At 39.9% G+C, this 24,724-nt stretch carries 17 protein-coding genes, 1 tRNA gene and 1 rRNA gene; 3 read left to right on the forward strand and 16 right to left on the reverse strand.

The annotated features are described in order from the left end of the window. Positions 1 to 709: 709 nt before the first annotated feature. Entirely contained in the window at positions 710 to 1,177 is a 468-nt protein-coding gene (locus tag AA0017_RS16850) for a hypothetical protein (protein WP_413376330.1), read from the reverse strand. A gap of 398 nt (positions 1,178 to 1,575) precedes the next feature. On the opposite strand from AA0017_RS16850, the gene AA0017_RS16855 reads away from it, so the two are divergent. Beyond that, positions 1,576 to 6,006 (forward strand): S8 family serine peptidase, encoded by a 4,431-nt coding sequence (locus tag AA0017_RS16855; RefSeq protein ID WP_413376331.1) that lies wholly within the window; start codon positions 1,576 to 1,578, stop codon positions 6,004 to 6,006. A gap of 856 nt (positions 6,007 to 6,862) precedes the next feature. On the opposite strand, the gene ptsG is transcribed toward AA0017_RS16855, so the two are convergent. The 3 genes from ptsG to AA0017_RS16870 all read right to left on the reverse strand — a co-directional run bounded on the left by ptsG (position 6,863) and on the right by AA0017_RS16870 (position 11,622). Beyond that, positions 6,863 to 8,926 carry a glucose-specific PTS transporter subunit IIBC gene (gene ptsG / locus AA0017_RS16860; RefSeq protein WP_413376333.1) on the reverse strand — a complete coding sequence of 688 codons (2,064 nt, stop codon included), beginning with the start codon at positions 8,924 to 8,926 and terminating at the stop codon, positions 6,863 to 6,865. Positions 8,927 to 9,193: 267 nt separating this feature from the next. Further along, positions 9,194 to 10,024 carry a glucose PTS transporter transcription antiterminator GlcT gene (glcT, locus tag AA0017_RS16865; RefSeq protein ID WP_413376336.1) on the reverse strand — a complete coding sequence of 277 codons (831 nt, stop codon included), beginning with the start codon at positions 10,022 to 10,024 and terminating at the stop codon, positions 9,194 to 9,196. Between the two features lie 155 nt (positions 10,025 to 10,179). Then, the gene (locus AA0017_RS16870) at positions 10,180 to 11,622 is read right to left on the reverse strand and encodes an MDR family MFS transporter (RefSeq protein ID WP_413376338.1); all 1,443 of its coding nucleotides are present in this window, start codon (positions 11,620 to 11,622) and stop codon (positions 10,180 to 10,182) included. 193 nt (positions 11,623 to 11,815) lie between these two features. Between AA0017_RS16870 and AA0017_RS16875 the strand changes: the two genes are divergently transcribed. Then, on the forward strand, positions 11,816 to 12,241 hold the full coding sequence (locus AA0017_RS16875; RefSeq protein ID WP_413376341.1) for a pyridoxamine 5'-phosphate oxidase family protein: 426 nt from the start codon (positions 11,816 to 11,818) through the stop codon (positions 12,239 to 12,241). Between the two features lie 101 nt (positions 12,242 to 12,342). On the opposite strand, the gene AA0017_RS16880 is transcribed toward AA0017_RS16875, so the two are convergent. The 4 genes from AA0017_RS16880 to AA0017_RS16895 form a co-directional block, all read right to left on the reverse strand. After that, positions 12,343 to 12,873: a DoxX family protein gene (locus AA0017_RS16880; protein ID WP_413376343.1), complete on the reverse strand. Its 531-nt coding sequence runs from the start codon at positions 12,871 to 12,873 to the stop codon at positions 12,343 to 12,345. Between the two features lie 833 nt (positions 12,874 to 13,706). Beyond that, a complete protein-coding gene (tatC, locus tag AA0017_RS16885; RefSeq protein WP_413376345.1) occupies positions 13,707 to 14,471 on the reverse strand; it encodes a twin-arginine translocase subunit TatC in 765 nt (254 codons plus the stop codon). Positions 14,472 to 14,489: 18 nt separating this feature from the next. Further along, a complete protein-coding gene (locus AA0017_RS16890; RefSeq protein ID WP_413376347.1) occupies positions 14,490 to 14,681 on the reverse strand; it encodes a twin-arginine translocase TatA/TatE family subunit in 192 nt (63 codons plus the stop codon). Positions 14,682 to 14,741: 60 nt separating this feature from the next. Continuing rightward, entirely contained in the window at positions 14,742 to 15,377 is a 636-nt protein-coding gene (locus AA0017_RS16895; RefSeq protein WP_413376349.1) for a redox-sensing transcriptional repressor Rex, read from the reverse strand. A gap of 223 nt (positions 15,378 to 15,600) precedes the next feature. Between AA0017_RS16895 and AA0017_RS16900 the strand changes: the two genes are divergently transcribed. Next, positions 15,601 to 17,523, forward strand: coding sequence for an ABC-F family ATP-binding cassette domain-containing protein (locus tag AA0017_RS16900; protein ID WP_413376351.1), 1,923 nt, complete (start codon positions 15,601 to 15,603; stop codon positions 17,521 to 17,523). A gap of 56 nt (positions 17,524 to 17,579) precedes the next feature. Here AA0017_RS16900 and AA0017_RS16905 read toward each other — a convergent pair whose 3' ends face one another. The 8 genes from AA0017_RS16905 to rrf all read right to left on the reverse strand — a co-directional run bounded on the left by AA0017_RS16905 (position 17,580) and on the right by rrf (position 24,684). Then, the gene (locus AA0017_RS16905) at positions 17,580 to 19,793 is read right to left on the reverse strand and encodes a hypothetical protein (protein WP_413376353.1); all 2,214 of its coding nucleotides are present in this window, start codon (positions 19,791 to 19,793) and stop codon (positions 17,580 to 17,582) included. A 513-nt stretch (positions 19,794 to 20,306) separates the two neighbouring features. After that, positions 20,307 to 21,326, reverse strand: a complete 1,020-nt coding sequence (tsaD, locus tag AA0017_RS16910; protein WP_413376355.1) for a tRNA (adenosine(37)-N6)-threonylcarbamoyltransferase complex transferase subunit TsaD — start codon at positions 21,324 to 21,326, stop codon at positions 20,307 to 20,309. Then, the gene (gene rimI / locus AA0017_RS16915; RefSeq protein WP_413376357.1) at positions 21,323 to 21,778 is read right to left on the reverse strand and encodes a ribosomal protein S18-alanine N-acetyltransferase; all 456 of its coding nucleotides are present in this window, start codon (positions 21,776 to 21,778) and stop codon (positions 21,323 to 21,325) included. Before rimI ends, tsaD begins: the two co-directional genes overlap by 4 nt. Then, a complete protein-coding gene (tsaB, locus tag AA0017_RS16920) occupies positions 21,771 to 22,481 on the reverse strand; it encodes a tRNA (adenosine(37)-N6)-threonylcarbamoyltransferase complex dimerization subunit type 1 TsaB (protein WP_413376359.1) in 711 nt (236 codons plus the stop codon). Before tsaB ends, rimI begins: the two co-directional genes overlap by 8 nt. Then, complete coding sequence (gene tsaE / locus AA0017_RS16925) at positions 22,478 to 22,933, reverse strand: tRNA (adenosine(37)-N6)-threonylcarbamoyltransferase complex ATPase subunit type 1 TsaE (RefSeq protein WP_413376361.1); 456 nt, start codon at positions 22,931 to 22,933, stop codon at positions 22,478 to 22,480. The genes tsaB and tsaE overlap by 4 nt, the downstream gene beginning before the upstream one ends. Further along, the gene (gene thiL, locus AA0017_RS16930) at positions 22,926 to 23,927 is read right to left on the reverse strand and encodes a thiamine-phosphate kinase (protein ID WP_413376363.1); all 1,002 of its coding nucleotides are present in this window, start codon (positions 23,925 to 23,927) and stop codon (positions 22,926 to 22,928) included. The genes tsaE and thiL overlap by 8 nt, the downstream gene beginning before the upstream one ends. Positions 23,928 to 24,304: 377 nt before the next feature. Next, positions 24,305 to 24,378: transfer RNA gene (locus tag AA0017_RS16935), tRNA-Met, on the reverse strand. Positions 24,379 to 24,568: 190 nt separating this feature from the next. Beyond that, positions 24,569 to 24,684 (reverse strand): 5S ribosomal RNA (gene rrf / locus AA0017_RS16940). Between the last annotated feature and the right edge of the window lie 40 nt (positions 24,685 to 24,724).

Below are 24,724 nucleotides of genomic sequence, written 5' to 3' on the forward strand. Positions count from 1 at the left end.
GGCAAGCCTTGCGGGGTCTCGCTCCACGGTTTATTCCCGCGGGAGTCTCCGTATGGTTTTGTCCGCTAAGTGTCGTGGAGAGGCTTGATGATATGGCCATTCTCAATCAGCTATTTCTAACGCAGAAGGACCTTCTTCTTCACTTTGTTGGTTATGGAAAAAAATAGGTAGTTGCCACCTATTTTTTTCCTAAGTCTACAGTAATGAAAAGACATGATTCAAATCGAAACAAGCTCGATCATCTAGCTAACCTACAGAGCATCAACACGGATTTGTTTACAACTGGAACGGAATTAGTCATGGAAGGAGAAAACCGAACCTAGATTCGATTCCATTATCTAGCGGACAAACAGACACGGAGACTCCCGCAGGAATAAACCGCCCAATGAGACCCCGCAAGCGTGCTGAGGAGGCTCATGAGGTTCCTGCAGGACGCGGAGTGTCTGTTTGGTAGCGACCGCCGGAGGGCCTATTATTTTTTCTTACTGCACAGTTTATCCGTTTGGTGTGATAGTGCGTTCTCGCTTTTCAAACGTGTCAAAGGCATTTGTTTAAGAGCTTCCCTTTCGCTCTGCCAACTAGTTGAACGGATTTTCTCAATGCGAAAGTTGAGTAACTAACAAAATGCCCTTTAAAATAAAAAGCGACAAAGTTCCTTTAGAACTTTGTCGTCTTTTATGCTCTCACCTTATCCTTAACAAACAAAAAACTAATTGTCGATATGGTCGCTGCTTACTATAAAGCTAAGCAGATGCTTTCTTATTTGTTCCTCATTCACTAAAAGGTCGTCTTCATTTAAAATAATGAGATCCCCTTGTTCCTCTAACCAATTAAAAAAAGATTGTTCTGTTTCGTTATCCCCTCTAAGCTCGATGACAAGGTCCTGATTTACAAATGTTTCGGTACCGCTTATTTTATCTGTTTCAAATAAGCGCATTCTCCAAAATTTTTGATAAGAGGAAACCTTTGGACCAAACACTAATCGCTCGTTATTTTCTTCATCAGCACTTACCTTCAACACACTTCCATCAAACTCTACAAATAAATCCATTCCATAATCAATGTTATTATTATAGCGGTTATGCTCTAATTCCCTCGCATCCATCGTTAAAATATCATACCCAATAACAAAGGCCACAAATAATATAATAATGGAACTTACAATTTGTCTTGTCATATGGAAGTCCTCCGTTTTTTGTTTTCTAAACTACACTTCTTTTCCACCATTCTTTAAATTTCAAACCATTTTTTTTAATAAAAATCATGATCTTTTAAATCTCTCCAAGGTTAATTCCTGTTTTTATCATAGTTTTTCATATTAATTAATTTCGACCCGTATAATTCCTCCTAATTAGACTATCTAATATTTCGCTCTACTAATCATTACGTACTAGTTAGAAAAACTTCTACCAATTACTTTTTTAGTAAATATAGGAAATGCTATTTTCTTTCAAGTTTTGATAGATTAAGATAAAAAAACAACCACGACACTTACATATTATTACAAATTTCTTTTTAGGAGGTGAAGGTCAAGTCGCTTTTTACCAAATAATGAAGAAGAGGTGGAATATGTAAATGAAATTTCAGAAGAACCGATTCATCCTTATCCTATTAGCATCACTTCTTATTTTCTCCATGTTAACACCTTATCACGCATTGGCTGAGACAAACCGTTCACCACACACTTCTGTCAAAGATAGTGCATCTGTTCAAGAAAAAATTAGTAATCGACTGCTTTCTGAATTTGAAAAAGAAGAATATGTTACTTTTTTAGTCAAACTAGATGAACAAGTAGATACGATGAAAGTCGCAGAAGATGCGATGTCTATCGCGACCCAACAAAAAGCTTCTCCTTCACAAGAGAAATTAATGCAACGCTCAGCTGTTGTTTCTCATTTAAAAGCAACAAGTATGGAAACACAGCATGAAATACTCGCTTGGTTAGAAAAACAACAAGAAACAAAGTCTGTTCAAGATTATAAATCCTTCTATATTGTCAATGCTGTTGCCGTAACAGCAACGGAGGATGTTATGAAAGATCTTGCCGCAAGACCTGAAGTGGCAAAAGTACTTCCAAATGAAACAAGACAACTCATGACTCCTACACAACAAACTCCAGAATTAACTCCTGCTGAAATCGAAACAAGCTCCATTGAATGGAATATTGAACGAGTCGGTGCCCCAGAGGTTTGGAATATGGGTATCGATGGCTCTGGTACTGTTGTCGCTACGATTGATACAGGTGTTCAATGGGATCATCCGGCTTTAATCGAACAGTATCGTGGTTTTGACGCCGCAGATCCTAATAACCCCGATCATCAATTTAGTTGGTTCGATGCGACTGCTGGAGAATCTACACCATACGATGACGATGGGCATGGGACACACGTTACTGGCACAATGGTTGGAGTTGAACCAGATGGCTCAAACGCTGTTGGTGTTGCTCCAGGAGCTAAATGGATTGCCGTCAAAGCATTTACTGCTGCAGGTGGTACAGATGTTGATTTACTCGCTGCTGGAGAATGGATCTTAGCCCCTACTGATGAAGATGGAAATCCGCGCCCTGATATGGCTCCAGATGTGGTCAACAACTCTTGGGGCGGTGGACCAGGGATGAATGAATGGTATCGTGAAATGGTTCAAAACTGGCGTGCCGCTGGCATTTTCCCTCAATTCGCGGCAGGTAATACTACCCTATTTAACCCTGGTGGCCCTGGTTCAGTAGCCGTGCCTGCGAACTACCCAGAATCATTTGCAGCAGGGGCAACAGATATTGGTGATAACCTTGCTGGATTTTCTTTAAGAGGTCCATCACCATATGATGAAATCAAACCTGACTTAAGTGCACCAGGTGTCAATATCCGTTCGGCCGTACCTGGAAGTATCTATCAAGGTGGATATAATGGTACCTCAATGGCTTCTCCACACGTAGCCGGAGTCGTTGCCTTATTATTACAAGCTGACTCTTCCTTAACCGTTGATCAACTGGAAGAAATTATGCTTGAAACAACGATTCCAATGACAAATGACGAGTATCCAACTACCCCTAACCACGGTTATGGTTACGGATTAGTCAACGCTTTTGATGCTGTGTCTTCTGTCGTTACAGGTCTCGGTTATGTAAGTGGTCAAGTCGCTAAAGAGGGTGACGATTCAGAACCTCCTAGCTTTGAACATACGAGCCCATCTGAATCTTATTCTCATATGGATTTACCACTTGCCATTGTCGCAAAAGATAATGTCAGTGTCACAAGTGTTGAGGTTCGTTATGAAGTGGACGGAGACTGGACAGCCCTTGAAGCAGAACTCCTTTCAGGAAATCACCTCGAAGGAACTTATACGGTAACGATTCCAGGCGAAGATATTTCTGGTGATACACTTGAATATCAAATCGTCGTTACTGATTTTGTCGGCTTAACAACAGAAAGTGAAATTTATGAGATATCCATCACTCCAGGTATTTCCGTTGGATATTTTGAAGACTTTGAAGAATATCCAGTAGGTTGGTATTCCTTTGGAGCAAATGACGTATGGGAATGGGGTGTACCACAGTCTGGCCCTAGCGCAGCCGCCTCTGGTGAAAAAGTCTATGGGACAGACTTAGAAGCTGACTACCCGAATAATGCTAATATGACTCTCGTTATGCCTCCAGTTGATTTAACAGATGGAGAGCCAGCTTATTTACAATTCAAAGCTTGGTACAATATTGAGTTAAACTATGACTTCGGACATGTGTTTATCTCTACGGACCAAGAAAATTGGGAACAAGCGGTTCGTTTTAATGGCGTGTCATCAGATTGGGAGGATGTTGAAATCGATTTAACTGAGTATGACAGCGACCGTCTCTATGTCGCCTACAACTTAGCAACTGATTTCAGTGTTGTTCGCCCTGGCTTATACATTGATGACGTCACAATTTCATCAGAATCATTAGGTTCAACAGCCGCTCAATTAGGCGTTGAACAGCCAAAAGAAGAAGCTGACACAGTCAATGAAAATACTACTACTCATTCCGTTACTGGTTTTGGATTCTCTTCTATTATTAATGATACGTTAAAGAGAATTAAATCAAAAGTAACAGAAGTAGTTCAAGTGATTGTTGATAAAATTGACTATATTAAAGAAAAAATCGATGCTGAAAAAATTAAACCGGATGATGGAGATGGTGGAAAAAAACCACCTATTGAAGAGCCAGATGCCGAAAATCCAGAACCAACTCAAACATTACTACCATTACAAGCACATGTTCACGTAATGGAAACGGGTCGTTCGGTGACAACAAATCCTGCAAATGGTTCGTACAGCCTTCTTCATGCTCAAGGTGATTTCACTTTAAGAGCTGAAAGCTACGGATTCCGTTCAGCCGAACAAACCGTATCGATCGCTGACGAAGAGGAAGCGGTTGCTAACTTTATCCTGGAAGAAATTCCGACCGGAAATGTATCAGGTACTGTAACGAATGAGCAAACAGGTGAATCCATCACCAATGCAACCCTTATGCTGATGGAAGATGCCAATGTCGTTCCTGTACAAACAAATGAAAACGGACAATATGACTTAACAGCCTATGAAGGAACGTATACATTATATGTATTTGCTCCACAATACCATAGCGCTGAAGTTGAGATTACGATTACAGGTGGAGAAACGATTGTAGAAGACTTTACTCTAACTCCATTTATCGGATACGGAGCTGAAATTGGCTATGACGATGGGACAGCCGAAAATGCTCGTGCCTTCTATGATGCAGGTAACGGATGGGCAGTCAGAATGTCCTTAGAGGAAGGTCAGGATTCCGCAATGGTCACAGGTGGTCTTTTCCGCTTCTGGGATACGGAATGGCCAGTACCTGGTGGAACCGAATTTCAAGTGACAGTCTATGATGCCACTGGTCCAGACGGGGCTCCTGGAAATCGTTTAATGGATCCAATTGATGCTACCGCTAATCGTGATGGTACGTGGACGGAAGTTGATTTATCTGATTATGGATTAGTTGTGGAAGGTGACTTCTACTTAGTCTATATCCAAAACCATCCGAACCCTAATACACCTGGGCTTGCGACCGATGAAGACGGTCCAAATGCTGAACGTAGCTGGCAATATGTTGGTGGAGCTTGGTCACAAGCACCATTAGCAGAAGGAAACTATATGATCCGTGCTCTTGTCGATTATGAGTTAACAGCTCCAACGATTACGTCGCCTGAAACGGGAACCTATACAAATGAAGAATCAATTGTTGTTACGGGTGAGTCCGCTCCATCAACTGATGTCGCCATTTTCAATCACGGAGAAGAGGTCGCTCAAACGACAACTAATGAATCTGGACAATTTGAAGTAGATGTACATTTAGCGGAAGGCGAGAATGGAATCACAGCAAAAGCTCTCCTTGAAGCCGGAGAAAGTCCGGAATCTGAAGCTGTTACGATTGTACTCGATCAAACAAACCCCGTCTTAACGATTGATGAGCCCATTGATGGTTCAAAAACCAATCGTGAAACAGTAACTGTCACAGGAACAGCTGAAGATGAGAATATTGACGAGGTTATTGTTAATGGTCAGTCCGTTAGCGTCAATGAAGATGGTTCATTCTCTCAACGAGTTTTATTAGATGAAGGCGAGAATGTCATTGAAATAACAGCCATTGATTTAGCTGGGAATGAGGCTTCGACAAGCGTCACAATTACGGCTAAATTTACAGCTCCAACCATTTCTGATTTAACTCCATCAGAAGATAAAAACTTAAAGGCCGGCGAAACCGTCAAAATCGAATTCACAAGTGAACCTGGACTCGATGCGACATTTGCGATTCGGATGCCACTTACGAATGTACAAAATGTAAATGAGTTACCAATGCGTGAGGAATCAGAAGGTTATTACGTCGGTTATTGGACCGCTACCTCTAATGTGAAAGTAGAAGGAGCCGAAATCGAAGTAAAAGTCGTCGATAACTTCGGAAACGAAACACGCGAACTCGCTGAAGGAAAATTGAATGTGAATATTGATTAAAATGGAAGATTTAAAAGCCCCGAAAAGTTTGTTATGAACTTTTCGGTGGCTTTTTTGGCTTTTAATTACCTATTAGCCCTCTTTGGTGGCCTTTGATTCCCTTTGCAGCTCTTATTCAATCGCTTTTGGCTTCATTGGCGGCCTTTGATTCCCTTTGATTCCCTTTGATTCCCTTCGCTGCTCTTATTCAATCGCTTCGGGCTTCTTTGGCGGCCTTTGATTCCCTTTGCGGCTTTGACTCAATCGCTTTTGGCTTCATTGGCGGCCTTTGATTCCCTTTATGGCTCTTATTTAATCGCTTCGGGCTTCTTTGGCACTCTTTGATTCCCTTTGCGGCTTTGACTCAATCGCTTCGGGCTTCATTGACTCCCTTTGATTCCCTTCGCCGCTCTCATTCAATCGCTTCAGGCTTCATTGACTCCCTTTGATTCCCTTCGCCGCTCTCATTCAATCGCTTCGGGCTTCATTGGCGGCCTTTGATTCCCTTTATGGCTCTTATTTAATCGCTTCGGGCTTCTTTGGCACTCTTTGATTCCCTTTGCGGCTTTGACTCAATCGCTTCGGGCTTCATTGACTCCCTTTGATTCCCTTCGCCGCTCTCATTCAATCGCTTCAGGCTTCATTGACTCCCTTTGATTCCCTTCGCCGCTCTCATTCAATCGCTTCAGGCTTCATTGACGCCCTTTGATTCCCTTCGCTGCTCTTATTCAATCGCTTTCGGCTTCATTGATTCGCACCCCGCCCCCCTCAACTCAATAAATCCATTACTAAACCCACACCCAACAACAAAAAAAGACCCCTCAAACGGTCAAAATTAACTGACCATTTGAGAAGTCTCCTCCCTCATATCAAATCGTTATTTTTTGGCGATTCGAATACGGTTTGTTTCTCCTGCTTTTGCTGAGCCTTCTTCAATGACGATATACTCGTCATCGGCTAAATTTGTAAAGACGATTGGCGTTACAGCAGAAGTTGCTTCTTTTTTCACAATGTCTAAATCAACTTTTAGTAATGGTTGCCCTTGATCGACTGTTTGTCCTTGTTCGATTAAGGCTTCAAACCCTTTACCTTTTAAATTTACAGTATCGATCCCAACATGAATTAAGATTTCCTTGCCACTATCTGTCTCAAGTCCAATCGCATGTTTTGTTGGGAATAAGTTGACAATTTTTCCTGCGGCTGGAGCCGTCACAGTCATAATTCCATTTTCTACCGAAGGATCGATGGCAAATCCGTCACCCATCATTTTTTCAGCAAACATTTTGTCCGGTACTTCTGTAATTGACTTAATTTCACCAGTCATTGGCACCGCAACTTCGATGTCTTCGGCTGATACTTCAACAGATGGTGATGCAGCTTTCTCTTCAGGTTCTGCTTCCGGTACTGGTGTTCTTCCTGCAATAATATCTTCAATTTGACCTTTAATTGTCTCTGATCGTGGTCCGAAAATAGCCTGGATGTTTTTGTCAATTTGCATAACCCCAGATGCACCTAGTTCTTTTAAACGATCCTTTTCTACTTTATCAATATCTGCTACTGAAACACGAAGACGTGTAATACAAGCATCTAAGTGTGTTAGGTTTTCTTTACCACCAAGAGCTTTTAACACATTAAAAGGTAGCTCAGTCTTTCCAGCTTTACCTTTTTTCGTATTACCCTCTACAGCATCGTCATTCTTTTCACGACCTGGTGTCATTAAGTTAAATTTCTTGATCATAAAAGTGAAAAGGAAATAATAAATAACGGCAAACACTAGACCAACTATAATTACTACCCACCAAGGTTCACGGCCTGGCAAGACACCGTATAATAGGAAGTCAATGGCTCCCCCTGAGAATGTATACCCCATATTAATATTTAAGAAATAGAGAACCACAAACGACAATCCATCTAAAACAGCATGGAAAAAGAATAATAATGGTGATAAGAACAAGAATGAGAATTCAAGTGGTTCTGTAATTCCTGTTAAAAAGGAAGTTAGAGCCGCAGAACCTAATAAACCACCGACTAATTTTTTATTTTCTGGTCGTGCTTGATGATACATCGCAAGTGCAGCAGCTGGAAGTCCAAACATCATAATTGGGAATTCTCCCGCCATAAAATGTCCAGCTGTAATTTCGACTCCATCACGAAGTTGAGCAAAGAAGATGTTCAAATCTCCATAAACCATGTTTCCAGCAGCTGTCTGATAGCTACCAAATTCAAACCAGAACGGTGCATGGAAAATGTGATGTAAACCAAATGGAATTAACAATCGTTTAATAAATCCAAAGAAGAATACGGCAGCAGTCATTGCCTCTTCCATTAAAAACTGAGAAAACATATTCATGCCTGTTTGAATCGTAGGCCATACAAAGAATAAAGCAACCCCGATAAAGAAAGCTGAAAAAGCTGTAACAATCGGAACAAAACGTTTTCCTGCAAAAAATCCTAAGAAAGCAGGTAGTTCTATTTCATAGTATTTATTATAAGCCCAAGCAGCGAGTGCCCCGATAATAATACCACCGAATACCCCTGTTTGTAGCGTTGGAATCCCAAGCACTAGTGCGAAGGCTGGGTCTCCTCCTTCTAATACCTTTTCCAAAGTCAAATTACCTATAACTCCCATCGTTACGTTCATAACGAGGTAACCAACTAGAGCCGCTAAAGCCGCAACTCCAGCACCGTTTGTCAATCCAACGGCCACTCCAAGGGCAAATATGAGAGCTAAGTTATCAAAAATAATTCCGCCTGCCGCTTCCATCATAATGGCCATGCTATTAAAAAAGTCATTTTCTAAAAATGGCATGATGTTCGTTATACTCGGATTTCTCATTGCGTTACCGAAACCTAGTAGCAAACCAGCAGCTGGTAAAATCGCAACCGGTAACATTAATGATTTACCAATACGTTGTAACTGTCCGAAAGCTTTTTTAAACATTTCTAAACCATCTCCTTTTTATATATTTTTATCAACAACAAATAATGAAAAGATAAATTCAAAACAACAAAAAAGCATGAGTAAAAAAGCAATACAGCATGTGAATCGGGAGGGAACCCAACCAAATTATGGTTAAGTTTCCCTAGTTATTCACACCCTATACAACCTTTTCGCTCATGCCTGCTTAACCAGTAACACGGAAAATGTTCGTTTTGGTGTTTTATAAAGTTATGAGACATACCAGTTAATGCATGGAGAAGAAATTTGCTATCTTTTCATCAATCTTTGCAAATGAAGTGTCAAATAAACCGCTTCTGCATCCGGTACAGATCTCTTTAATTTTTGTTGCATGACTTTCATCAATTTCCATGACAAATTGTAGCATACAGGATATTGTTCTTGCAACACCTTTTTCAAAGCTTCCTGTTCCTCCATATAATTTTCAGCCTGAACACGCTCAATCGTATGATAAATATGGCGAACAAGACGCAAATAGTTCATATCTTTTTTATCAACTTTTATTTTAAGATTCTCTTCAATAACTTCAACTAAATCAGCAACAAGAAGGGTTTCCTTATTAATTTCCGCAAGCTCCCTATTTGTAAGGGCACTATGAATGTGGAGAGCTATAAAACCTACTTCCCCTTCTGGAATATGGAGCTTCAGCCAATCGCTGAGTGATTCGACAATTTCTTCTGCCATTGCATACTCTTTCGGATAAGCAAGCTCAGTCTCTTTACGAAACGGATTTTTGACCCCTAATCCTTCTCTAATTCGTTTAATCGCAAAAAAGAGATGGTCAGTTAATCCTACATGAATATGCTCATTCAACTCGACTTTAAACCGTTCTTCTATTTTGGTAATAATGGCATCCATCATTTCAATAAAAGTCTCATCAACATACTCAAGTAGCTTTAAATATTGCTTTTGTTCCTCCGTATCTTTTAGAACGAAGAACTTCTCCGCACGTTCTCCAGCTACGATGTCACCAGCACGCTTGCCAAAACCGAGCCCTTTACCAATTAAAATAATTTCTTCATAATCTGGGTGCTCTGCGATAATGACATTATTATTTAACGCTTTCTTCACGTGAATCATAGTGAATGCTCCTTCATTTATTTCTTCTTTATATTGTGCACCAGTGTGTGATTATGTCAAGAAAATTAATAGATGAACAGCAGCAACTTAAGATTTTTTCTCCCCCTAAATCACCAATATATCAAGAGCTCACCCTTTAACAGAGTGAGCCTCAATCAACGAACTGCCTGCTTTTTTTCTTCCATTTTTCGTTCCTTAAGGTCTTCTTCCTTCGATTTTTTCTCAAGCATATATCCAATCGGAATGGTTAAAAAAGTTAATATCCCAACGAATATAAACGCTTCATTAATCGCCTGTACACTTGCTTGCTCGAGTGAAAAAGTACTACTTGATGTCATAACCTGCCCTCTTCTCACTTCATAAAAAATCGAAATAAACACAACGGCAAAGGCAGAGCTCATTTGCCTCGCTACATTATTTAAGGCAGACCCTCTTGATACTAACCGATCGGGAACAGCATTCATCCCTGTTGTGGTAGAGGGCATTGAGCTAAGTCCATTTCCAATTCCACGAATCGCCATCCAAAAGATAATAAAAGCAAGTGATGTTTCAAGGCTCATAAAGCCCATTACTAGCGTACCAACAGCGAGAATCAATAACCCAGAAGTGATCACACCCTTAGCGCCTTTAGTATCAAGAATCCGTCCCCCTACGGTCATAAAGATCCCCGTAAATAAGGCCGATGGTAAAAAGACTAATCCTGTTACAATCGCACTTAAACCAAAGGCTTGCTGAATTAGTAATGGAATTAAGAAAATCCCTGCAAACAGGCCAATAGAAGAAATTGTTGTCAGCAAAATACTATATGTGTAAACAGGAATTCTAAATAAACTTAGATCAAGCAAAGGCTGTTGAACCCGCTTTTCCACCTTTACAAATAAATACATCAAGATGATTCCCACAATTAATAACATTAAATTGGTCGGGTGAGTTAAATCAGCCACAGTGGACATTCGTGCAAACGCAAAAAGAATACTTCCTACCCCTAAGGTGACAAGAAAAAAACCAAGCTTATCAAACTGAACTTGACGATTCGGTGTAGTATTAGGTAAATACTTCCACGCAAACCATAATCCAATCAATCCAAATGGAGCATTTGTTATAAAAAGATAATGCCAACTTGTTGTTTCTAAAAGGATTCCACCAATGGTCGGCCCAATCGTTGGGGCCATCATCGAGGCAATTCCCCATACACCCGTCGCAAGCCCTCTCTCTCTTTTCGGAAACGCTTCAAAAATTAATGCCATCGATAGTGGCATCATAATCCCTCCACCAATCCCTTGCAAAGCACGGAAGGTAATTAAGGAACTTAAATTCCAGGAAAAAGTACCGATAATCGAACCGACGACAAAAAGAGCCAATCCAATTAAATACGTCCTCTTTTTTCCAAAACGGTCCCCTAAATAACCCGTCACCGGTACGGTCATTCCCATTGCAACCATAAATATCGTAATAATCCAACCAGCTGACACAACATCTGTTTCAAACACGTCAATAAATGTCGGAATAGCCGGATTAAGCATGCTATTATTTAAAATCATCGTAAATGATCCTAATAAAACAGCCACCACAACCATCCACTTTTGATTTCCCTTCATCTGAACACACCATTTCGCCTCTCGAAATTTTTCATCATAATTAGTATAGCACGTTTTTACATATATTTTTTATAAAATGCCTGCCCTATGCGAGTTACTTCAAATTAAATTCCTTCGTTTCCATTTCCCCCCTCCCGAATGAAAAAGGCATCTTTCGGCAAACTATAAAAAGCCAATTTGAAAGGAGCATGACATGAATACTTCAAACGTACAAAATGAAATATTATCTATATTAGACGAAGACAAAATAGGAACACTAGCAACTGTTGTGGACAATAAACCACAAAGTCGATTTATGAGCTTTTATCATGAACACTTTACCCTCTATACACCGACTGATTTAAACACACATAAAGTAGAATCGATTAAACAAAATCCAGCCGTTCACATATTAATAGGCTATACGGGTGAAGGGCTTCATGATTCTTATTTAGAGATTGAAGGACAGGCTGAACTGATAACGGATTCAACGGAGAAACAGAAATGGTGGCAAGACAAATGGACACACTGGTTTGAAGGACCAAATGATCCCCATTATGTTTTATTAAAAATAACCCCCTCCGTATTTCGCATAATGAATATTGGAGAGGAAACGCCCAAAACTTTAGAATTGTCATAAACAGCTTATTCATTTTCACTCGTTTTATATAGAAAATAGCACCTCCAATTGTCAGGAAGACTCACAATTGGGGTGCTATTCGTAATTGAATGGTATTTCCCTTACACCGCTTCTTTCATTTGGTCTGAGTTTTTCATTTTAAATGAACGTTTATTTAATTTCATTTTAGAGCGTAAATACGGTAATACGTAGCGGTCTCCACCGTATCTTCCAGCATTAGCACTTGCGATAATAATGATAAAGGATACGAGTAACATCCAAGGGTTTGAAGAAATGGTTCCAGCAAACAAGAAAGATAAATTCATTACGGCTCCGAAGAATGCTGCTGCAGAGGTTAGAACCCCTAAGATTAATCCAAGTCCAACTAACACCTCACCCCAAGCTACAACGAGACTGAAAATTTCAGCATTTGGAACAGCGAAGTTTTCCAAGAAACTTACATATAATGGATACTTAGCCACTTCACCATCTAAAACAGGATTCGCTACTGCATTTTGTAAATAACCACCTGCATTAAAGCCACCAGTTACTTTACCCCAACCTGCACTCAACCAAGCCCAACCTAACACCAATCTCAACACCACTAATCCCATCGCCACAATTTTATTATTTCTTAAAAATTCTCCTAACATGATAACTCCTCCTCCATTTGTATTTAAACTTATGAATAATTGCTCTTCTGAGTTTGTGAATGTTTTCACATGTGATTACACTCTTAGTATATGACGTATTTACTAGGAAATCTACCTTTTAGAGAAACCTTCACAACTTGTTCAATATTTCACAAACTTTTTTTCAGAATGGGCTTTTAGATCTGTTGGGGCACTGATTCGATGGTTTTTGGAATCATAGCTTGACCTATGATTCCCTTTGCGGCTCTTATTCATGTGCTTTTGACTTCATACAGGCTCTTTGATTCCCTTTGCTTCCTTAATTCAATCTCTTTTGGAATCATTGCCGTCCTATGATTCCCTTTGCGGCTCTTATTCATGTGCTTTTGACTTCATACAGGCTCTTTGATTCCCTTTGCTTCCTTAATTCAATCTCTTTTGAAATCATTAGCCGTCCTATGATTCCCTTTGCAGCTCTCATTCACATACTTTTGACTTCATACGAGCTCTTTGATTCCCTTTGCTTCCTTAATTCAATCGCTTTTGGAATCATAGCTGACCTATGATTCCCTTTCCCCCTCTCATTCACTGGCTTTTGACTTCATACAGGCTCTATGATTCCCTTTCCCCCTCTCATTCACTGGCTTTTGACTTCATAGCCGCCTTATGACTCCCTTTGCGCCTTTGATTCATATGCTTTTGACTTCATTGCCGCTAAGGAAGCACGAGAACCATGCTTCCGCTCCTCAAAAAAGCCCTCTCAAAAGGTCCAATAACCTTAAGAGAGAGCCCAAATCGCTCGCCAAAGTCCATTTTTATAACTTTAGCATCCTATAAACTAAGCCCGCAAACTATTATTGTGCTTCTGTTCGCTCTAGTTCTTCTTCTTGTAGTTTTTGAGCTTTTAACACTTTACGATAGGCAATCCGAGATAACCAAATGCTAAATTCATAAAGTAAAAGCAATGGAACGGTAACCATTAAATGCGACATTAAATCAGGTGGTGTAATAAAGCCGGCGATAACGAGTAAGACAAAATAAGCATATTTACGTAACTTCGATAAAGTAGATGGAGTAACTAGACCTAATCTCGTTAAAAAAGAGACGACAACAGGTAGTTGGAACAAAATCCCCATCGGTATCGTAATTTGAAATAAAAAATGAAAGTACTCGTTAATTCCATACTGCTCCGTTATGCCAAGTCGTGCTGATAAATTCCCCATAAATTGAATGATAAAGGGGAATAAAACAAAATAGGCAAAGGAAAGCCCACCTAAAAATAGGATAAAGGCAAATGGAATATAGGCTAACGTCACCTTTCGCTCATTTTCATGTAACCCAGGACTAATAAAAGCCCAAAGTTGATAGAGAATGACCGGAAAAATAAAAACAAGGGCAATGACTGTCGCAAATGTCATAAAAACCCGAAAAGGATCCGTCATCTTAAAAGCATTCATCGGCAAACCTTGAGCCATCGGTGCATTTGTTAAATATGTGATTAGTGGTGTCGCTAAAAAAAAGCCGGCGATGAACGCTACTGCAAAAAAGACGAGTAACAGGACAATCCTTCGTCTCAACTCCACAATATGGTCCATGACCGACATATGCTGTGTATCCATCTTTAAACCCTTCCTGTATTAAGAGTCTTGACGTGTCGCTTTTTTCTTACTTGTATCATCATCATCGTCATCTGCTAGTCCTTTAGTGGCTGCTTTAAATTCACGCAATGTATTTCCAGCCGCTTTCCCGAGTTCTGGCAATTTTTTAGGACCAAAGATAAGCAATGCAACAAGTGCGATAAGTACAATACTTCCTGCTGATAGTGGCATGAAGGATGCACCTCCTTAATTTTTGTGAGACCTTTGTACAACCTTGTGTAGCTTCTTCTATTATACTGGATAATGCTTTAAAAAATAAACAAGAGACTGTAATTCCACAGATAGGTCAATATGGTGAACTCTCACATAGTCAGGCACTGAGAGCCTAGCAGGTGTAAAGTTTAAAATCCCCTGTATTCCCGCTTCTACCAGCTTGTCCGCAATGTTTTGAGCAGCGTTAACAGGTACCGTTAAAATCGCCACTGTCACATCATCAGGGAGCTTTTCCTTCAATGTGTCAAAATGGTGAATTGTAACGTCCCCCATCTCTTGACCAATCTTTTCTTCAACGACGTCAAAAGCCATGACAATTTGGGTGTTATTATTTTTCGAAAAGTTATAATGCAAAAACGCTGTCCCCAAATTTCCGACTCCGACTAAAATGACCTTCGTTAATTCATCTTGATTAAGCGTTTCCCTAAAAAAAGATAGTAGATAACTTACATTATATCCATAACCTTTTTTTCCTAACGCACCAAAATATGAAAAATCTCTCCGAATCGTGGCCGAGTCTACCTTTACCGCTTCACTTAATTCAGTAGATGAAACTCTTTGCTTTCCAGAGGCCTGCAGATTCTCAAGAAACCGATAATATAAAGGCAACCGTTTTGCCGTCGCTTGAGGTATCTTTGTTTGCTCAGACTTCATAAGCAGCCCTCCCTTTTCTCTTACACCTTACCCCATACTTAACTTTGAAACATCCTTATTGTACATCATTTTTCCTCTGATGTAACCACCTAGACTCAATAGTCAATAAGTTGTTGAAAGCGGCCATTTAAGCTACACTAATAAGTAGTTATTGTATTTTTCAACTTTATTCTACTTAGTAAAGGAACGATAAACAAAAGCGTTTTTTGGGAAGGGATCTTAAATGATTATTTTACAATGTGTCAATATCTCAAAATCTTTTGGTGCTGAACCAATTTTATCAAATATAAAGCTAGAAGTACAAACTGGGGAAAGAATTGCCTTAGTTGGAAGGAACGGAGCCGGGAAATCAACTCTTTTAAAAATAATCGCAGGACAGCTCTCATATGATGGTGGCGATATTATTAAACCTAAGGAAGTCGAACTCGGATATCTAGCCCAAGATACCGGCTTAGAATCAACCCTTTCCATTTGGGATGAAATGCTCACCGTATTTGCTCCATTGATTGAAATGGAACAAAAGCTGAGAACACTTGAGCAACAAATGTCCGATCCAAAGCTACAACAAGATGAAATCGCCTACTCGAAAATTTTAAGTGAATACGATGAATTGCAAATTATCTTTAAAGATAAAGGTGGCTATCAATACGAGGCCGACATTCGTGGTGTGCTTTCGGGATTAAACTTCTCTTCTTTTCGTTATGATACGAAAATTTCAAACTTAAGTGGTGGACAAAAAACACGTTTAGCTTTAGGGAAACTTTTATTAACAAAACCTGACTTATTAATTTTGGATGAACCAACCAACCATTTAGACATCGAGACGTTAACATGGCTCGAACAATACTTATCCAATTACAAAGGGGCTATCTTAATCGTCTCGCATGACCGTTACTTCTTAGACCAAGTCGTTGGACAAGTTGTGGAAATCTCACGAACGAAATCGACCAAGTTTCCAGGAAACTACAGTGCTTATTTAGATGAAAAAGCGAAACGATATGAGCTAGAATTAAAACAATTCGAGAAACAACAAGAACAAATTGCTAAGCTTGAAGACTTTGTGCAAAGAAATATCGCACGGGCCTCAACAACCAAAAGAGCCCAAAGCCGTCGTAAACAACTCGGGCGAATCGACAAGCTCGACCGTCCAAGTGGCTCAGAAAAGTCAGCAAACTTTATCTTTGATATTGAAAAACAATCCGGAAATGAAGTATTACGTATTTCTGATTTAGAAGTTTGCTATGACAAGATGCCCATTTTCTCTGAATTATCACTTGAAATCAATCGAGGGGAAAGTGTCGCTGTAGTTGGACCAAATGGGGCTGGGAAATCAACCTTGCTCAAGACGATTACAAAACAATTAAAAGAAACAAAGGGCACGATTAAATTAGGAAGTAATGTCAAGATTGGCTATTACGATCAGGAACAAGCAAAGCTGCATTCGAATAAACAAGTACTACATGAGCTTTGGGATGATTATTCTCATCATCCTGAAAAAGAAATTCGCACGGTGCTCGGAAACTTTTTATTTAGTGGCGACGATGTCCTTAAACCCGTCTCTAGCTTAAGTGGTGGGGAAAAAGCTCGACTTGCTTTAGCGAAACTAATGATGCAAAAAGCGAACTTTCTTATTTTAGATGAACCGACCAACCACTTAGACCTTGATGCAAAAGAAGTGCTTGAATCCGCCCTCATTGATTACCCTGGCACCCTTCTTTTTGTTTCACATGACCGTTACTTTTTAAATCGGATTGCGACTCGAGTCACTGAACTTGATTCTGGCACGGTCATCAGCTACCTCGGTGATTATGATTATTATATTGAAAAGAAAGCGGAAAATAAGGAACGTATTCGTTTGAAGGAAGCAGAAAATGCGACTGAGGAAAAACAGGCCAAAACGACTTCCTTTACTCGTGATAAAGAAGCCAAACGTCAAGAGCGACAAAGGCTAAGGCGTATTGAAGAAATTGAAACAACGATCGAAAAGTTAGAAGTAGATATCACAGATAGCGAAGAGCTTCTATGCGACCCAGAAGTATACGCCGATCACGAAAAAGCTCTCGAAATTCAAACCAAAATTGACAAAGCTAAAGCAGAAACCGAACAACTTATGGAAGAATGGGAAACATTACAAACCGAAAATTAATTAAAAACCACCTTGAACAGTAGACATCGACTGCTAAAGGTGGTTTCTTTTCTTCTTTACGACGAACTTTCCGTTGGACTTTCCTTTTCTTTACGATAATCCAACTCAGGATTCATCGTCACCTGAAAGTTTTCTAAAAGCCAATAACAATAAGAGGCAACAACACAAAACATCGAGGTTGCGGCCGCTACAACACCAGAATCATTTAATAATAGCAAAGCAATCGATGCGATCACTCCCGCTTGTAAAAAAAGCCTTTTTCTAACATCCAAAAATTGCTTTCTCGTTCTCCAGATCAGCACCGCGACAACGAGATAGCTCGTCGCAAAAAGCAACGTCCAATTGGAATGCCTTAAAATTTTATAATTCATCGATAGTTTTCTAATGATCATATCTTGAATATAAATAAAATCACCACTAAGTAACCGTTCAAAAGCTAATCCAATATGGCTTTGCACTCCTAACAATTGCATCATATACAATAGAGCGACTCCTCCAATTAGAGCCAAAAAGCCTGCCATCCACAATGTTTTTGTCCGGATAGAGCCACTATACATCTTCATCACAAGTACAGCATAGGCAATTGCGGCCGATAATGTTCCACCTGCATTGGTCCCATATGCTTGTGAAGCTAGGACAAATAGTAAAAATAGCAGCACAGTTGAAACAAGAAAGAGATCTCTTTTTTTCCGACTTAAAAAATGGACAAGCATCGCCATGACCGCAATGATATAGACGCCGCCATACTCATTACCAATGCCATAATACCTCGCCCCAATAATGGGATCAAACCCCAAATAAGAACGTTGAATCAAGGTGCCTCCTGTTAAAACATCGACTGTAAGAGCGACAAAAACGAGTCCTGCGGCTACTGAAATAGGGGCTTTACAAAAGCGGTAAATAAGAAAACCTAATAACATCGAGCAGCCGATTAAAAGTGCTAAGAAACCAACCTCATTTAAATAGCGACTGAAGGGAACCAATAAAAGGAAAAACAATAAAGAGCTCCAAGCCGCAAGCAAAGTCACCTTAACCCACATCAAAGCAAGTTGGTTTTTCCGTAAAAAAATAAACACAAAACCTGCCGCAAAAAGTAAGGCAACAAGACTTAATATAAAGATAGAAAGTACCCGTGAACGCGTTTTAAATACTTGGACAATATGTTTTACTTCTGAAAAAAGCCCTTCATGAGACAGTTTTTCTGAACGCTCGATCACAATCGGTTTGCCCGGTAACATCAAATCCTCTTGTGTCAATTTCAGTTGTGACAAAATCGTTGGAACAAAATCAATACTGCCTACTAAATAAGTTTGCCTTGTTGTTGGTGATGTTAAAAAGCCACCATCGTCCACCTCTTCCCCCCAATAAAAAACAGGGGCGAGCTGCTCTTTCCGTTGAAAAGAATCCGTGTCCATCATTGGTGCTAACAACCAAACGGAACCTTTCCCTCCATCAATCAATTCCTTCAAAAAATATTGTAAGCGATCTAATTGCCTCTCTTTTACAGCTTGATAATGGTTTGGTTTCATTTCCGCTTTTAATTGGTCTAGACGAAAAAGATCCCCCCATTCAATCACAAAAAAGGAACGATTCACTTCATTTCGCCGTTGATTTAACTCATTCAGAATAAATTCTGTATCCATCTCCATCGCAAAAGGAGCATAACGATTGTCCTTCACAGCACTGGCTAATCCCCCATTTGTTTTCCCTTCGTTATCAATGGTTAACAGCGAACCGTACCTTATTTTGTTATCGATCGTATCGCTATGCCCCAAAACAAATCGTTCTACATTATCTTCTTTTAATATTTGTCCAAGTTGACCTATTTGTGCACGGTAAGATGTGTTTGCATTAATCGTTTTCAGTTTATAAAACAAGGGATGTAATAACACACCCGACGCTTCCAAACCTTCTTCTCCTATTACTTGCAACATCACTTCTTCTAATGGAACGTCTTGAATGGTTTCATCTTCTTCATATGCATTCCACATATCCACACCTTTTGCCTTCGCTCCCGTAGCAAGTGTGACCATATTATTCAAATATTGATAAGCACCATCTGGTCGAACATTCATCGCCCCGATACTCGCTTTAGTCCATAAAAAAGGTTCCTCTTCCTTTTCAATTAATGCTTTGGCATCCTCAAATGAAAAGTGTGGAACTATGACTATAGTATGATGTTCGGAAGCGGACAGGTCAGTCGTTGAAGCTTCACCAACCGAAATAACAATAAAAAAGAAAAAAAGAATAAGCGGGATTATTTTTTTCAAAAACATACGTTCTACCTTTCAATATTTTCTGACATATCCACACTACCCACAACTTTATACACAGGACAAATCCTATTACTATCATACTTTTTATAATAATCCACGATCACCCCATAGTTATCCACAAATTCAGTTAACCACAGTTAAGCTCTTTTTAAATCAGTAGTTTTTTTATGTTATCCACATTATCCACAGTTTTGTTAACAACTTTTGTGCACAACTTTTTTGACTATAAGACTGGGTCTTTTCTCTTTAGTATGACTCAATTTCTGCCATCTTATGTAAGAAAACTTGTTTTAAAAGACTATTTTTAAAAGAATTGTTACTACCAACATATAAAAGGGGTTTTTTTACTATTCTAAAGTATCATTAGGAATAGCCGAGCTTCTTCTTTCGTCATTCCTTTCTTTACTGATTCCATCATTACAAATGACAAAAAAACCGCTCTTTTGAAAAATGGTTTTTTTGCACAACCATTTAAAAAGAACGGTTTTTTAACTTCAAGGCTCATTTTTATTGACTTTCTAAATCTAATCCAGGATTGCCATTTAAGGCATAATCACTAAATTGCTGACGTTTGAACTTCACGCTTGCTGCAGCTCCAATCATCGCGGCGTTATCCGTACATAATGAGAGTGGTGGAATGATTAATTCAACTTCCGAATCGGAAAATGTAGTCTCTAACTCGTTTCTAAGTCCACTATTAGCTGCCACCCCACCTGCTAACAAAAGCTGTTTTACTGGATAATTTCCTGTTGCTCTTTTTGTTTTCGTCACAAGGACATCGATTACACTTTCCTGAAAACCACGAGCAACATTTGCTGGATTTACTTCTCTTCCTTTTTGTTTCTCATTATGAACGGTATTAATAACCGCCGATTTTAAGCCACTAAAGCTAAAATCATAGGAATCTGGCTCAAGCCAAGCTCGCGGTAACTCAACCGCCTGTTCACCTTCAGCTGCTAAACGATCAATATGCGGACCACCTGGATACGGTAATCCTAACGTCCTAGCGACTTTATCATAGGCTTCACCGACGGCATCATCCCTTGTTTCGCCAATGATTTCAAATTGACCTTCTGACTCCATATAGACGAGCTCTGTATGCCCACCTGAGACGACAAGAGTAAGTAGGGGATATTGGAGCTCTTTTACTAACTGATTCGCATAGATATGACCGGCAATATGATGGACACCGATAAGTGGCAGTTGATGAGCAAACGCAATCGCCTTTGCCGCATGAACTCCAACTAATAAAGCCCCCACTAGTCCTGGACCCTCTGTAACCGCAACAGCAGATAAATCTTCAAATTGGACGTCAGCCTCTGACATCGCTTCTTCAATAATTAAAGTGATTTGTTCCACATGATGTCTTGACGCTACTTCTGGCACAACACCACCAAAACGTTTATGACTTTCAATTTGCGAGGAGACGACATTACTTAAAATCGTATCCCCATTTTCAATCACAGCTGCTGAAGTTTCATCACAGCTCGTTTCTATCGCTAAGATTAGTTCCCGTTCTTTTATCATAATTTCACCCACATCACTAATGCATCTTCTTGATTATCTGCATAATAATTTTTTCGAATTCCACCTGGCTGAAAGCCTAATTTTTTATATAAATTTTGTGCGACGATATTGGACAAACGAACTTCAAGAGAGATACGATTCGCCCCCATCAACTTCGAAAAACTCAGGGCATAGTCAAGCAATTCCTCGCCGTATCCATGACCACGAAAATCAGAATGGACGGCAATATTCGTTACTTGAGCTTCTTCTGTTATAATCCAAACCCCACAATAACCAACAAGCTTGTCGTCTTTTTCATATACTAAATAGTGAGCAAATTTATTCACCTCTAGCTCCTGCTCAAAAACCTCATGTGTCCATGGCGTTGTAAAAGCATTTTGTTCCACTTCTACAATTTTTTCAATGTCATCCTTTGTCATAAAGCGTATTGATGCTTTATTTTGTTCAATCATGGCTTTTCCCCTCTTGCGCAGCTTTCCATTTCGCTTCTGCTTCAGCTAATTGCAAGTATTGCGGTGTTACGACGTGAACATCCGCCTCAACTTCTTTCTTTTGACCGAGTAAACCCAATTCTGTTGGCCTTGGTAATTGAACCGACACTGGCGCAAAATTCGCCTTATCACCAAGAGCCTCAACAATTACATCTCGGTGTAATTCCACATCTTGTCCGACAAAAAGAACAGAGTCCCCCTCTGCTTTTAGAACATTAAGCCAATCACTTAACAAAACAAGCTTGTCCGAGCCAAGTGGTTTTACCTCATCTTCATACGCTTCATAAAGTCCCGTATACACTTGACCTCTTCTCGCATCAATTAACGGAACAATCTTATCTGGATAAAACCTCCCCGCTTGTGCCATAACCTCAATACTAGACACCATCACGAGCGGAATATTTAATGACCATGCTAATGTTTTCGCTGTTGTGACACCAATTCGAACCCCTGTATAAGAGCCTGGCCCATTCGCGACAACGATCCGTTCTAGCTCTTTAGGTGCAACTTTCAACTCTTCCATTAACTTTGAAATAGCTGGCATTAAACGTAATGCATGATTTTTTTTGCTATTGGTCACAATCTCTCCTAGTACACGCTCACCGTCCATAATAGCGACTCCTAGGACAAATGATGATGTATCAATCGCTAATACTTTACTCATACAATGATCTCCTCACATAATTGCTCAAGCTCCGCCCCAATCGGACGAATTACTATTTTTCGTTCTGTATCTCCTACACGGAAAATCTCAACCTCTAAACGCTCTTTTGGCAGTTGCTCTTGAATTCGGCTCGCCCATTCAACAACGGTAAGTCCTTCCCCATAAAAATACTCATCTAACCCTATATCTTCTCTGCTATTATCTAGTCGATAGACATCCATATGATAAAGAGGCATACTCCCCTTATATTCCTTTATAATCGTAAAAGTCGGGCTATTTACAACTCTTTTAACACCAAGTCCTTTGGCTAACCCTTTCGTAAAATGGGTTTTTCCTGCCCCTAAGTCCCCTTCTAATGTAAGGACCGTTCCTGGTTTCAAATGCTGTCCTAGTCTTGTCGCAAAGTCCATCGTTTCTTCCGGTGAACTTGTCCTCTTCATATATTCATTCATTTTTATCACCTTTTTGAAAATGGTTATAACCTTTTCGATCCAGTTTACCCTTTTTATCGTGATCCTTTAACCAAACTTCTGGTTTTCCCTCATAAACTTTACCAATTGCTGTTAATTGTATTCCTTTTTCTTCAAACAGTTGTGCCAACTTTGGAAATGTCGTTTCCGAGGTTGTTCCGATCAGTTGAAAGTCTTCCCCGCCAAATAAGGCCCACTCCAGAGCTTGTTCTCTCGTTTTGTAACTAGTTGTTAATTGAATCGGCAAGCACTGAGCATCAATTTCAATCATCACCTGACTTGCGGTCGCTAATTCATTCACTTCACTTGCAACCCCATCACTAACATCATTTAAAGCGACTCGTTCATTGATTTCAGCGAAAATTCGCCCCGCTTCAATTTGCGGTTTTGGCTCTTGATGAATTTTGACTAATTTCATTTCTTCTTCTGTATAAGGGCCTTCTAATCCCATTTCATTTAAGAGGTCAAGTCCCGCAGCGGAGACCCCAACTTCACCAGTTAAAAAAACGATATCTCCAGGTTTAGCCACGCTTCTTAAAAGCATTCGCCCTTGTTCCACTTCACCTGTAGTCGTAATCGTTAACACGAGTCCCGAGTTTGTCGAAACCGTATCTCCACCAATTAAATCAACATCATATCGGTCCGCTAATTCCTTCATTCCTAGATAAATTTCTTGCAACTCCTCTTCATTCCATGTAGACGGAACCGCAATGGAAACGACAAAATACCGCGGAATCGCTCCCATCGCCGCAAGATCACTCAAATTAATCGCAAGCACTTTACGACCAATTTGATAAGGAGTTAATGTGTCCTTCCGAAAATGAATTCCCTCAACCATCGTATCGACACAAATGACTTGATTAAAGCCATCAGTCGCCTGATACATTGCCGCATCATCACCAATCCCAACGACTAGCCCATGTTGTTTTGTTCCTTTAGGTGTCACACTATCAATAAAAGCAAATTCATCATCCATCATCCATTCCTCCTACATACAGCTAATACCGAAGCAAATTCATCTCTCAACAGTTTAGCCGATTTTTTGCAGGAATCCTAGTTCAAAGAGTTAATCTACCCAGAATAATTCTTTCTGTGACACTTTGGCTTTTTTATTGCCTATAAAGAATGATATGCACTGAAATTTTGGATTTTTCGGGTTTTCATTTCCTATTACGCATGATTCACATCGATTTTCTACTCACTGCCATTGTAAATTCGTTCTAATATAGCACTTAAACGACGGCATTCAAACTGACCTCCTTGCCTCCCACTCTTCTCCACTACAAGTTATCCTTTTCTATTTTGCACATAATAAAAAATCGAAACAGGCTACTGTTTCGATTTTTTATGGTATTGCGGGGGACGGATTTGAACCATCGACCTTCGGGTTATGAGCCCGACGAGCTACCAGACTGCTCCACCCCGCGACGTTATAAAGTTAATGGATGATGTTTTCTCATTGATGAGGACATCTTCCTCTTCTAGCTTATGCTTCGAAGTTTGCTGCGTCGATGTTACTCGGAGATTACTCATTGATGTAATGCTCGTTGCTCCACCCCGCGACGTTATAAAGTTAAGATACCCAATCATCTGGATATTATGTATGTATCAAATATAGCCTGGCAACGTCCTACTCTCACAGGGGGAAGCCCCCAACTACCATCGGCGCTGAAGAGCTTAACGGCCGTGTTCGGCATGGAAACGGGTGTGACCTCTTCGCTATCGCCACCAGACTTTTCTCTGACACAAGATATATCTTACCATGCTATAAAA

It is taken from the genome of Alkalihalobacillus phoenicis (assembly GCF_047302405.1).
GTDB lineage: Bacteria > Bacillota > Bacilli > Bacillales > Bacillaceae_D > Alkalihalobacillus.